The sequence below is a fragment of the Flavobacterium sp. 270 genome, from assembly GCF_004368785.1.
GTDB lineage: Bacteria > Bacteroidota > Bacteroidia > Flavobacteriales > Flavobacteriaceae > Flavobacterium.
This window is the reverse complement of the sequence record NZ_SODM01000001.1, coordinates 974,104-986,467: the sequence shown is the minus strand read 5'-3', so window position 1 is coordinate 986,467 and position 12,364 is coordinate 974,104. Positions and strand designations below refer to the sequence as shown.

Annotated in this window: 10 protein-coding genes; 5 read left to right on the top strand and 5 right to left on the bottom strand. The window is 39.5% G+C overall.

The annotated features are described in order from the left end of the window. Positions 1 to 242: 242 nt before the first annotated feature. Both EV144_RS04225 and EV144_RS04220 read right to left on the bottom strand, forming a co-directional pair. Positions 243 to 989, bottom strand: a complete 747-nt coding sequence (locus EV144_RS04225; RefSeq protein WP_133525699.1) for a zeta toxin family protein — start codon at positions 987 to 989, stop codon at positions 243 to 245. After that, the gene (locus tag EV144_RS04220; protein ID WP_133525700.1) at positions 979 to 1,218 is read right to left on the bottom strand and encodes a hypothetical protein; all 240 of its coding nucleotides are present in this window, start codon (positions 1,216 to 1,218) and stop codon (positions 979 to 981) included. Before EV144_RS04220 ends, EV144_RS04225 begins: the two co-directional genes overlap by 11 nt. Positions 1,219 to 1,525: 307 nt before the next feature. Here EV144_RS04220 and EV144_RS04215 point away from each other — a divergent pair, with 307 nt between their 5' ends. From EV144_RS04215 to nhaA, 5 genes are all read left to right on the top strand, one after another. Further along, positions 1,526 to 1,816: an IS6 family transposase gene (locus EV144_RS04215; protein WP_133525701.1), complete on the top strand. Its 291-nt coding sequence runs from the start codon at positions 1,526 to 1,528 to the stop codon at positions 1,814 to 1,816. Positions 1,817 to 2,485: 669 nt separating this feature from the next. Then, positions 2,486 to 3,310 (top strand): hypothetical protein, encoded by an 825-nt coding sequence (locus EV144_RS04210; RefSeq protein ID WP_134146421.1) that lies wholly within the window; start codon positions 2,486 to 2,488, stop codon positions 3,308 to 3,310. 94 nt (positions 3,311 to 3,404) lie between these two features. Beyond that, complete coding sequence (locus tag EV144_RS04205; protein ID WP_134146419.1) at positions 3,405 to 4,748, top strand: DUF1214 domain-containing protein; 1,344 nt, start codon at positions 3,405 to 3,407, stop codon at positions 4,746 to 4,748. 25 nt (positions 4,749 to 4,773) lie between these two features. Beyond that, positions 4,774 to 6,249, top strand: coding sequence for a DUF1254 domain-containing protein (locus tag EV144_RS04200; RefSeq protein ID WP_134146417.1), 1,476 nt, complete (start codon positions 4,774 to 4,776; stop codon positions 6,247 to 6,249). A gap of 564 nt (positions 6,250 to 6,813) precedes the next feature. Then, the gene (gene nhaA / locus EV144_RS04195; protein ID WP_134146415.1) at positions 6,814 to 8,016 is read left to right on the top strand and encodes a Na+/H+ antiporter NhaA; all 1,203 of its coding nucleotides are present in this window, start codon (positions 6,814 to 6,816) and stop codon (positions 8,014 to 8,016) included. Here nhaA and EV144_RS04190 read toward each other — a convergent pair. The 3 genes from EV144_RS04190 to EV144_RS04180 all read right to left on the bottom strand — a co-directional run bounded on the left by EV144_RS04190 (position 8,003) and on the right by EV144_RS04180 (position 11,785). Continuing rightward, positions 8,003 to 9,313, bottom strand: a complete 1,311-nt coding sequence (locus EV144_RS04190) for a DUF389 domain-containing protein (protein WP_134146413.1) — start codon at positions 9,311 to 9,313, stop codon at positions 8,003 to 8,005. The genes nhaA and EV144_RS04190 overlap by 14 nt on opposite strands. 143 nt (positions 9,314 to 9,456) lie before the next feature. Further along, positions 9,457 to 11,241 (bottom strand): chloride channel protein, encoded by a 1,785-nt coding sequence (locus EV144_RS04185; protein WP_134146411.1) that lies wholly within the window; start codon positions 11,239 to 11,241, stop codon positions 9,457 to 9,459. A 124-nt stretch (positions 11,242 to 11,365) separates the two neighbouring features. Then, positions 11,366 to 11,785, bottom strand: a complete 420-nt coding sequence (locus tag EV144_RS04180) for a hypothetical protein (RefSeq protein WP_133525708.1) — start codon at positions 11,783 to 11,785, stop codon at positions 11,366 to 11,368. Between the last annotated feature and the right edge of the window lie 579 nt (positions 11,786 to 12,364).

Genomic DNA, 12,364 nt, shown 5'->3' with positions numbered 1-12,364 from the left:
TACCAAAGTTAATTAGCGCTACAATAGCTGCTTAGATCAGTGAAATATCTTTAGTAGACACAATTAATATATCACTTTCAAGAGTATTTCAAAGAATTATAAAAATAAATTAACATTCGTTGCTATTGGTAATTGGTATAGAAACTAAAAATATTTTTTGTGTTTAGATTTTAATTGCTTTAGAGTGAATTTCTCTCAACGCTGATGAGAGTTTTATATTTCTAAATCAATATAAAGAATAATTATTCCGCTGTGTAATATGGTAGTACATAATCCAAAAACCAGTTAGGAAAGTTATCGGATTTAATTTTCATATCGTTGTGATATAATTCAGCAATTAATTCTTGTTTAGTTCCTGAATTATCAAATAGATAAGCTCGGTAACATAAAGGTAATATTTGATGCAAATATTTAAGCGTCCTGTAATAGCGCTGTACTACCTTTGAGTATTCCACATCGTGTCCATTTTTGTTAACGCGGTCTTCAACCCGTGCTGCATTTACCTCTGGACTGTCAATGCATACAAAATATAGATAAATTCTATATCCTTTGGATATTGCATCTTGAAGTTGTGCAATTTTTGATGGATGACTAAAAACAGATTCAAATACAAAAGATTTATTGTGCTTAACCATTAGATGTCTAATATAGGAAGCAATAAACGAACCCTCATAAGTATGCTTAGAATCTGAATAATCTACAATGCAATTTTCATTTACAGTGATATTGATTTTATGATTATCAGCAGTAGCTTTTTCTATCAGTGAGATTGAGTCTGGAAGATCTTTAAATTCAGCTAAACTATCTTCTGATCCAACTACTCCATAATCATTTAAATCAATAAGCTTAAAGTCTTTTAATTTTCTTTCAATTTCGTCAGCATTCACAAAAATTTCAGAAAAGTAAGTTTTGGAAAGTTCTTTTTGAAGCGTACTTTTTCCAGATCCGTTTGGACCTGCAAAAACGCGTATTCTTTTATTATTTGGCACGAAGTATCATTCCTTTGATTAAATTTTTAGGCTGCTCTTTTCGTACAATAGTACCTTGCTGTTTCACACCAGATTTATCCTCAACATAAATTATATCATTTTTAATATAGGTAACCGGGAGATCTAAAGCTTTTGATTGACGTATAGCATTTTTGGCACTGGTTATTCCAGCTTCTACAAGTGATCTAGTTTGTTTGAAGTCGTTTCTGAATAATTTAGAAGGTTTCATATGAAAGAAAGTATATGGAATACAAATATAATGAAAATCGTTAACAATACAAAGATGAACTAAGTTTCTAAGCAAATTACAGAAGAAACTATGTGGAAGTAAGTGAACAATTTCTTTAATATGTATATTACTGCGTGGACACAATTTAAAAGTTAATATGGAATCTCAAGAAAGATTATTTATCTGTTTCAATTATGTATGAGTTTGGACACAATCGAATTGTTTCCGAAATAATTTTTAGTATGAAATTTTGGTTCTGTCGCATCTAAAGCTAAGTTTTATCTTTGCCATTTTAATTCTTAAACTCATGAATACTAAAGGTCATTGCTATCCGAAGTCTATTATACTGCAGGCCGTATATTTTAAGCTTAGGTTTACATTAAGCTATCGGGATGCTCAAGAGATCATGAAAATGCGAGGAGCTTCTCTTGATCATGCTGCTATTCAGCGCTGGGTTTATAAGTTTACACCTTTGCTTGAGTCAGAGATGAAGAAGAGAAAAGGCAGAGTGGGGGCGAGTTGGAGATTGGATGAAACCTATATCAAAGTAAAAGGTTTTGGTGTTAATATTATTTTTAGGTTTAATATTATTTTTTAGGAGCTTTTCCCGCTATAAGTTCCAATCTTTTGTGACCAGCCTCGGCAAAAAAGGATTTTCACTGCACACGAGCGAAGCGAACTGGCGAAGCAATCGGGGCTAGGGCGGCTGGAGAGCCCGGCTCTTTAGACTAATAAAAATAAGTGAGATTATAAAAAATGGCTCCAATTGTCTTCAATTGGCGCCATTTGGCTTGTTTGTGACAGGAACAGGATAAATTTCTATAAAATTTATGGACGATTTGAAGAGATTGGCTTTCTGGATGTAGGTGTCCGTCTCTCTATGTCTTTAGTATTTTGGTTTGGATGTCCCGTTGGGGATTGAATGAAAGAATCAAAAAAGCAATCGTTAAACTTCTTGATGTTAAAACCGACTTAGCTTTTGTGGCAAAATCTGCAACAACTCTTTTAAAGAAAAAACTTGTAAATTTATTTTCAAAATACGCTGTTAAAAGAATGGAAAACCACAAGCAGTTATTAGTTTTTTTAGTTAAATATTTTCATTGAAAAATCATAGATATAAAATTAATGCATTAATTTTTAATCAGTTGTGTTTTGTTTGTTGTAATTTTTCCTACTTTTATAAAAGAAGACTGATTAGAATCCATTAAATTCAAACGTCTTTATAATTGTAAAGTTCCATTAGCATATTGACATAAAACCATTAACTATGAAATTTTCTAAACATCACTTTTACCTTATAGCGACAATGGCATTTTTTTATCTTATTCCTTATTCCGTCGCAGCACAGGAAGAACCTGAAAAATCGGGATCAAGTGCCCAGGAACTGGCAGATAAACTGGCCAATCCTGTTGCAAGTTTGATCAGTGTTCCCCTGCAGAATAATTTAACATACGGAATTGGTCCCTATAACGGTTCAAAATACCAAATCAATATCCAGCCTGTTATTCCTTTTAAATTGAGTGATAATTTAAACCTGATTACACGCTACATTCTTCCCGTGGTAGACCAGCAGGATGTAACAGGAGAAAATATGCATGAATTTGGTTTAAGTGATGCCACTGTAACTGCTTTTTTTGCTCCTAAAACCAAGGGCATTATTTTGGGATTTGGTCCCGCTTTTTTGGTCCCGACTGCAACCGAAAAATTTTTAGGAACCGAAAAATTTGGTATTGGTCCAAGTGTTTTGGTGATGCATCAGGGAAAAGGACTTTCTATTGGTTTTTTAGCCAATCAGATATGGTCTGTGGCGGGAAATGAAAACCGGGCTGATTTTAATCAGTTTTATACCCAGATATTTTTAACGCACAGTTATAAAAGCGGGGCGAGTTTAGGAATCACATCAGAGATTACCCAAAACTGGGAGGGAAAAACAACCCTTATTACCGTTAGTCCAAATGTTGGAGCCATTACAAAATTAGGCGGACAGACCATGCAATTTGCCGTTATGCCTTTAATACCAGTTGTCGGTCATTCCAATATAAGACCCGATTGGGGACTCCGAGCTGTTGTCTCTTTTATATTTCCACAATAATTTGGTCATTAAAAAACTAAAAGATTATAGTCCTTGAAAAGGATTTTTGATAAAATAGAGATATAAAATTTGATACCTAATTAAATTTAGCAAAATGAAAAAAATACTTATTACACTTTTTGTGGTTTTTATCGCAGCTGGATGCAAGAAAGAAAACACATCTCCAACTGCTGCTGCAAGTTCTGAAAAGCCTGCAGTTCCATCTGATCAGGATATCATTGACGCATATACGTATCTGTACGGAAGATATCTGGTAATCCAGCAGGAAAATCATGATATTAATGTGGAGAAAGCAGGGTATAATAAAATCAAATACAACCCGCTTGGCTCTGCGCAGTTTGTAAACCCAAATCTGGATGTCGCTTATCTGGAAGCCTGGATCGCTGTTGATAAGGATCATGCTGTTATTTTGAATGTTCCTAAAATTGAAGGACGTTATTATACCGCTCAATTACTCGATGGCTGGGGAGAAGTAATAACCAATATTAACGAAAGAAATTTTCCCAAAACACCTTGGGGAAAATTTGCTCTGGTTCTAAAAGGTTCAAATCCGACAATTCCTTCAGATGTTGTAAAAGTGGAACTGCCATCGGAAAAAGTAAAAATGCTGGCCAGGGTAGAATTAAAAGGAACTTCGGCCACGGCCAAAAAGCTTCAGGAGCAATTTACTTTTATAGTTCCAGACGGTATTAAAATCGCACCGCCTCTCACCATTCCTGATTTTACTCCAAAAGCGCCCATTGGCGGTGAAATTTTTGATAAGGTCCAGGAGGTTCTCGATTCAGCATCTGATGCAATGCCAAAAGCCAAAGAATATCAGGCAAAAGCAATTGCGGTTGGCCAGTATGCCAAAACTGGTAATAAGGCAAAAGAGCGTATTGATCAGGTTGTTAAAACAAAAGCAATTCCTGCATTTTTAGAAGGCGCAAAAGGTTTTGGCACCCAAAAAGGAGGCTGGTCCGTATCGTATGCCGCGGGTAATTTTGGCGATGATATTATGGCCAGGGCTATTGTCAATTACGGGGGCTTGTGGGCCAACCGAATAGAAGAGGCCATTTATTTTGTCGGGCTTACAGATTCCAAAAAAGAATTATTAAGCGGGGACAAAGTTTATGAGATTAAATTTCCAAAAGATGATATTCCCGATTTGTTGGTCAATGCTTTTTGGTCTGTCACTTTGTACAGCGTACCGGATTACAGGGTGGTGGACAATAAACTGAAGCGCTATAATCTGAACAACGTTTCGGGATTAAAGAAAAATGCCGATGGTTCTTTGAGTATCTGGCTGGGTTCTTCCCTGCCCAAAGTTGCCATCCCAAGCAATTGGCTGCCAACCCCGGCAGGAAAAGGTTTTGCGCTTACCATGCGTATGTATGTGTCGAAAAAACCGGTGCTGGACGGCAAATGGTTTCCTGCTCCAATTCAAGAAATTAAATAATGCTTAACCATATAAAATGATCATCATGAAAAGTAAATGCCTCTTAATTTTAACGGCTTGCGCATTGATTTTAAATATTGGATGTAAAAAGCCCGAAACGGAAAACACTGCATCGACAACTGTTCAAACATCTTCGGGAAATGAAATAAAAATGGATGGAGAACTGCCTTCAAAAGAATCAATTCCAGCCTTGTTTGACGAGATGGATTTTCAGCAGGCCACGCAGTGTTATTTATGGGGACTGCCAATTGTGGCTTTTGCCCAGTGGCAGCAGATTCATTATAAAACATTCAATGCATCAAGCAATGACCTGGTTTTTTATAACACCTACAATGATCGATTGGGAATCCTGACCGGAAATGCTACAACGCCTTATATAATGTCTTTTATTGATCTGGCGGCAAACGGGCCAACGGTTATTGAAATGCCAGCAGGGCATACCGCTGGCGGACTTGGAGATTTCTGGCAGCGCGAGCAGGCCGTAATTGGAGAAATGGGGCCGGACAAAGGAAAAGGGGGAAAATATATTTTGGTGCCGCCCACTATGAAAGATTTCAAACCTGCAGGATATTTTATAGTTCCCTGCAATACCGTGAATATGTTTTTTGGATTCAGGGCTTTGGATCCTGATCCAAAAGTCACTGAAACTCTGGTAAAACAGGTGAAAATTTATCCGTATGATAAGCGTGCTAATCCGACACCGACAAAAGTCGTGAGCCCGCCGGCGGGTAAAAAATGGTACGGAATTCAGCCCGCCGGAATTGCTTATTGGGAAAGGCTTCATGCTATTTTGCAAAATGAGCCGGTAGAAGATCGTGATCGCTTTTTTATGGCCTGGCTCCGGAATCTCGGAATAGAGAAAGGAAAACCATTTAATCCGGACGAGCGCCAAAAGAAAATATTAATTGCTGCGGCCGAAAAAGGACAGCAGATGGCAATGGCAAATTCATTCAATAAACGTTTTGAAAACGTTAAACACTGGCCGGACAAAAAATGGGATTATGTGATGATTATCAAAGATCCCTCGCAGCATGCTGACAATTATGATGAGTTTTTCGAAAGGACTTCTTATTTCTACGAGGCGGTTACCTATTCAAAAGCCATGATTACCAAAATCCCCAATGTGGGCCAGGCTTATCTGGGATCCTATTATGACAGCAATGGAAGCTGGCTGGACGGGGGAAAAAATTACACGCTGAATGTTCCCGCCAATCCGCCGGCGGTTAATTTCTGGTCCATTACCATTTATGATTCGGCAACACGCTGTCTGATTGATAATGCTCAGAAAAATGCTGATCTGTCTTCGCGTAAGGACCTGATAAAAAATGAAGATGGCTCTGTTGACCTGTACTTTGGTCCAAAGGCGCCTGCAGGAAAAGAGAAAAACTGGGTACAGACCCTGCCAGGGAAACACTGGTTTACCTACATGCGTTTTTACGGGCCAACCGCGGCTTACTTTGACAAAAGCTGGAAAATGGATGATATCAAAGAGATCAGATGATAGTTGGATTAAATGAGGTAGGTATTGCTTTGGATATTAGATCAATAAAATATGGGATTTGAAAAATTAACATCTAAAGAAAAACATTTTTATTTAGCAAAATTGGAAAGCATTCTAATTTCCAAAAAGAAAAATGATTTTAGCCTCAGGATTTAAATCCAGGACGACCGGCTACCGGGCTTTTATAAAACATGCCGGGGTAGCTCCATCAGAATATTTAAGATCATACAAAACTGCATATGAAAGGCTAAAAGGCCAGAGAGCAATTTTTAAAGTTGTATAAGGCAAGGTATTTGAATAACCTGTATAAGCCTTGAATCAAAATCTGCAGTAAGAGGCCCTCTGTCAAATTGAGCTGCTGAATATAAATTTTATCCAAAAAGCCCCTGAAGTTAATGACTTTGGGGGCTTTTAAATTTATGGCCAGCAGGTAACAGTTCGGAATATGACGACATATTGACCGTATGTGCTGCCTCTCTTATTTTATGGTTATGATAGGTCTAAATTTGATTAATTTTTAAAATAAGCTCGGAGAATAATTTTTTAAGGGTTAAATTTGTATTTATGGCAAAACTCATAAATCTTAAGGTCTTTTCTCATTTTTTCCGATCCTCCTCTGCAGGTGGAATCATATTGTTAATCTGTGTACTTCTATCGCTTTTGATTGCCAACTCGGGATGGTCGGATGGTTTTAAGGAACTGCTTAATTTTGAACTGGGATTCCATACTTCTTCGCTGCATTTAAAATATCCGGTCCTACTCTGGGTCAATGACGGGCTTATGGCTGTTTTTTTCCTTCTTGTAGGACTGGAAATAAAAAGGGAGATAGTGGAAGGGGAGCTTTCTTCATTTGCCCAGGCTTCCCTTCCGGTGCTTGCCGCAGTGGGAGGTGTAGCGGTTCCGGCCTTAATTTATTTCTTTTTTAACAACGGCGATCCGCATACGGCCAAAGGCTGGGGGATTCCAATGGCTACCGATATTGCTTTTGCACTGGGGATTTTATCGCTTTTAGGCAGTAAGGTGCCTTCGGGACTTAAAATATTTCTGGCCGCGCTGGCTATTGTCGATGACCTTATTGCGATTTTAGTAATAGCCGTATTTTACTCCTCGGAACTTAATTTTCTCTATTTAGGATATGCAGGGGCATTGTTTGTCCTATTGATAATCTTTAATCGAATGGGTGTCAAAAATCTGCTTTTTTACCTGATCCCCGGAGCAGTTATCTGGTATTTTATTCATCACTCGGGTATTCATGCCACTATAGCCGGTGTTCTTGTTGCCATAACACTGCCCACTACTGAGGATGATACGGAGTCTGCTCTTGAAAAACTGGAACATGCCCTGACCCGTCCGGTGAATTTTATTATCATGCCCATTTTTGCACTTGCCAATACCAACATCACCTTTGAATCTGAGATGATATCAGGGCTTTTCAGTAATCTGGGACTGGGTATTATCCTTGGATTGTTTTTAGGCAAACCCATTGGAATTTTTATAATGTCATGGCTGTCGGTCAAGCTGAAAATTGCCGAACTTCCCCAGTCTGTTACCTGGATGCATGTGCTGGGGCTTGGTCTGCTGGGCGGGATCGGATTTACAATGTCGATTTTTATAGCACTTCTTTCCTTTGGAGATGCACTGCATCAAAATGAAGCCAAATTCGCGATACTCATTGCCTCTACAATTGCCGGTATTTCAGGATTTTGTATTTTGAGCCTGTACAATAAAAAGCAGAAAAAGCGCTTGGGGATACTTAATGTTTCTTGAAAAGTTCCACATCTTTTACCAGCAGGCGCTCATTGAGCCACAGCTTGAGTTTGTCGCTCTGGGCCGGACTTAGAGTTTTAGCGCCGTCATAGATAACGGCCGTTATCGTTGTAATGCTGTCTTTTTGATTAACAAGGCTGCTTTTATTGATGGAGAGTGAACTTACCTCGGGAAATAAAGCCCTGGTTTCTTTTAAGATCTGACGATTGTCAAATTTGTTCTTTCTCAGCTGCTTTTCCAGCTGCATGATCTTAACGTCCTTGACGTTCATCTCATTCTCACTGCTTTTAATCTGGCTCAGGATATCGCCCTTTAAAGCATTGAAGCGGTCAGTGCTGTCCTGACGGATCTGCAACTGTGTGCCGGCCAGGTATTTATTTTGGCTCATTTTATCTTTAAGCTCTTTTATTTCTGATTCAGAAAACCGTCTGGAGAGGAAAGCCAGCTCGAGTTTTTTAGCTTTAGGGGTAAAATCAGTTTTTTTATACACTATGGTATATCCTTTATTGGTGAATTCACGCTCAATGAAAAGATCTGCATTTTTTTTGAACTGCTGCTCCCTGTACAGCGAGTAAGCCAGATAACTGCTGGGAACGAGCATAACTGTTATTAAAAAAGCAATGGTATACTTTACCCGTTTTTGGTGTTTTTCATCCACCTGTTTAACGGCCGGGTAGTTAAGGTATTTAATGATTAAAAAAGTAGCAATTCCTATAAAGACGCAGTTGATGCAGTAGAGATAAAAGGCCCCTAAAAAAAACGTCCACTGCGCGGTGGCAATCCCGTAACCGGCCGTACACAGGGGCGGCATAAGGGCAGTTGCAATAGCCACTCCGGGAATTGGATTGCCTTTTTCTGACCTTGTAACGGCAATCACTCCCACAACACCCCCGAAAAAGGCAATAAGGATATCATAGATATTTGGGGAAGTCCTGGCCAGCAGTTCGGACTGCACATCCTTGAAGGGACTAAGGTAAAAATATAAGGTCGAAACCACCAGGCTTACTACTGTTGCAGTCAGTAAATTTTTGAGTGATCTTTTCAGCAATGAAAAATCATAAATACCCAATGCGAATCCGGCCCCCACAATGGGTCCCATAAGAGGGGATATGAGCATTGCCCCGATAATCACAGCTGTTGAGTTTACATTTAACCCAACCGAGGCGACAATAATGGCGCAGGCTAAAATCCAAAGGTTTGCTCCTTTGAACGTTATATTGTTCTTTACCGCTTCCAGGGTTTTTACCCTGTCATCTTCTCCGTCTCGAAGGTTGAGCAGGTCTGTAATTTTTCTCATAATCTATAAAATTAGCAGGGCTTTGTAATGCCTTATTTTTGGCATGCATTGCTAAGATAAGACTAATTTTAATAAATTATTTATTGAAATTGGGCAAATGACAGCTCAAAGCCAGTTTGAGTGATGCTTATACAAGGAAGGTTTTATTCAAAAATCATTGATTTTAGCCTGTTTCGATACGATTCCAGTACATCTGATTTGGTTATAAAACCATAGTACTTCCCGTTTTTAAGCACCGGCAGGAAGGCCTTATTGCTTTTTTCAAACTTGTTCATAACGGTCTGCATGCTGTCAAAGAGGTCCGCAGTCTGAATGGGCTGTACCATTATATCTTTTACCAGGATATTTTCCGCTTTGAGATTATCGAAAATCACCTCCCTTATATCATTAAAATACACCAGTCCCTGCAGGTCATTTTCACCGTTTACAACCCCAAAAATAACCTGATCGGAGTGCGCGAGAAGATCGGCAACATTTTCAAGGTTTTGACTGCTCTCTACAGTAAGATAATCTTTTTTTACAAGGTCTTCAATTTCAAGGGTGCACAGGATATTGGTATCCTTGTTGCCGGTAAAAACATTTCCTTTTTTTGCCAGGTTCTTTACATCCAGCGAGTGTTTTTCAAAACGCTTGGAAACAGCAAAACTCACAGAGGCTACAATCATAAGGGGAATCATCAGATCGTATCCTCCTGTTATCTCAGCGATAAGGAAAATAGCCGTTAGCGGCGCATGAAACAGGCCGCTGAGGATCCCTGCCATCCCCACAAGGGTAAAGTTGCTGACAGGCAGATCAGTAAGGCCGGTAAGGTTTAAAAACTTGGAAAAGAAATATCCGGCGTAAGATCCAAGAAAGAGCGAAGGGGCGAAATTACCGCCGTTACCGCCGCTTCCCAAAGTTATTCCCGAGGCAAATGCCTTGAGCATCATTGAAAAACCAACAAAGGCCAGCAGTACCCAGCTGTTGCTCGCATAATCTCCAAAGAGCGTGTTTTCCAGAAGTTTTCCGGGCTCTTTATCGGCCAGGGTTTTAATGCTTTCGTACCCTTCACCAAAAAGAGTGGGAAATATAAAGATCATCAGTCCTAAAACGCAGGCTCCGATTAGCGCTTTTTTATAGATGCCAAGTTTTAAATGGGCAAAATAGTGCTCGGTTTTTAAAAATTTCCGGGCGTAAAAAACAGCAATAAAACCCGTGAAAAGCCCCATCAAGACGTAAAAGGGAATATTATGGTAATCAAAAGTCTGTTTTTCCCTGAAGGTCAGCAGTATATTCTCATTAAGCACTATGGTGGAAACCAGTGTTCCGGTGGCAGCTGCAATCATAATAGGGGTAAAGGCCGAAATGGTGACATCCACCAGCAGCACCTCGATAGCAAAGAGCACCCCGGCAATCGGCGCATTAAAGGCGGCCGCTATACCGGCGGCCACACCGCAGCCAATGAGCAGCGTGCGTTCCTGGTAGCTTAACTTGAACTGCTGGGCAAAATTGGAGCCAAAAGCGGCGCCTGTGATCACAATGGGGCTTTCCAGTCCTGCAGATCCTCCAAGCCCTACGGTGAGCGAGCTGGTGATAATCTGGGCATACATCTGTTTTTTGGGAATAATGCTGGCTTTTCTGGCCACAATATATAAAATCTGTGAAGTCTCTTTCTCCAGGGTGCCACCGAGTACTCTTTTCACCACAAAAACAGTTAAAAGGATACCAATAACCGGCAGGATGCTGTTTATAAAACTCAGCTTTAAGGTGCCGTTGATATAGGTTGCAAAAGAATAGACCCAGTGCGCAAAGGCTTTTAAGAAGATCACGGCAAAGGCGGAAATAATTCCGATAAGGACACTGGAGAGAAAAATAAACTGTTTTTTGGTTAATTTTTCCTGTCCCCAGATCAGCAGGTTTTTGGCCTTTACGAATTGTTTTTTGAACATTTTACTAAATTGTATTGTAGAATCGCAAAGTTACCTCTTCAAAGGGGTTTCTGGGAAAAACCAAACGTTAATGTAATGCTAATTTTAAAGGCGGGGTTTACGGCGCGAGATAATTTGACTGCCATTACCGCTTGTTTAGAATTTTTCCCGATACGCTAAGCTCTGTATAAACAAGCAGGCAGATGATTGCTGTTTCAGTTAAAAAGTATGTAAAATCAAGAATTGTAAGCTTGTTGTAATGAATGAATAAAAAGGCAATGGTCAGCGCGCAGTACAGTAAATTGGCAAAACTAATTAGTCTGATGTAAAGCGTCCATTGTGTTTTTAAAAATAAAAAGCAGACCGATGAGTAAAGCCAGAAACAAGCCGCTATGGAGAAGAGTAAATCCAGTGTTGTCTTGGGCATGCCAATATAGGGGCTTAGATTTGAAAGCACTCCACAGAGCAGCACAGCGGTTAGCAGAGCCCCCGCAGAGTCAATTAAGAAAAGTCGTCTGGGATTTTTTGCCAGATGAGAGGTTAATTTTTCAAAAAATCTATCCATTTTCGATTACTGTTCGCTGATTTAAAGGTAGTGGTTTTTTATCTGGGATTCTTATCTGTTTTTTTATGCCGGGACAATTTATCCAGATGCTGTGATGTTATTCAGATATAATGCCCAATTGAATTGGGCTTTGTGTTTTTAAATAAATAATTCTATTTGTATTTGATCAAGCTATTTTTTTGCATTATGGAAGAAAACAGGAAAGTTCTTTTAATTTGGTTTGAGGCGGCTGATCGGGAACTTTATAAAACGTGCGGCTGTGGGAAAAACGATAGATCAGTGGTTTCTGCAGCCAGCATCATGGTTGTGCACATCGAAATGCATCCAAGAGCTTTTTTTTTGGGCATTAGGGAATCTTTGTTTTGCTGTGGGAAAATAATGCTGTCTTTTTGGAGCTCTTCCCGCTATACGTTTCACCCGAGCGCATGCGAACTGGCGAAGCAATCTTTTGCGACGAACGCCGGCACAAAAGGATTTCCACTTCTATCGGGGCTGGGGCTGCTGAGGAGCCCATTTTTGATAAACCCGCCAGATACAATTAAGTACAGGGCGGGCTGTCCATAAACATAATCTTCCATT

Coding starts and splice junctions, on each gene's coding strand:
- EV144_RS04220 (WP_133525700.1), bottom strand. CDS start 1,218: ATGAAACCTTCTAAATTATTCAGAAACGACTTCAAACAAACTAGATCA.
- EV144_RS04215 (WP_133525701.1), top strand. CDS start 1,526: ATGAATACTAAAGGTCATTGCTATCCGAAGTCTATTATACTGCAGGCC.
- EV144_RS04210 (WP_134146421.1), top strand. CDS start 2,486: ATGAAATTTTCTAAACATCACTTTTACCTTATAGCGACAATGGCATTT.
- EV144_RS04205 (WP_134146419.1), top strand. CDS start 3,405: ATGAAAAAAATACTTATTACACTTTTTGTGGTTTTTATCGCAGCTGGA.
- EV144_RS04200 (WP_134146417.1), top strand. CDS start 4,774: ATGAAAAGTAAATGCCTCTTAATTTTAACGGCTTGCGCATTGATTTTA.
- nhaA (WP_134146415.1), top strand. CDS start 6,814: ATGGCAAAACTCATAAATCTTAAGGTCTTTTCTCATTTTTTCCGATCC.
- EV144_RS04190 (WP_134146413.1), bottom strand. CDS start 9,313: ATGAGAAAAATTACAGACCTGCTCAACCTTCGAGACGGAGAAGATGAC.
- EV144_RS04185 (WP_134146411.1), bottom strand. CDS start 11,241: ATGTTCAAAAAACAATTCGTAAAGGCCAAAAACCTGCTGATCTGGGGA.
- EV144_RS04180 (WP_133525708.1), bottom strand. CDS start 11,785: ATGGATAGATTTTTTGAAAAATTAACCTCTCATCTGGCAAAAAATCCC.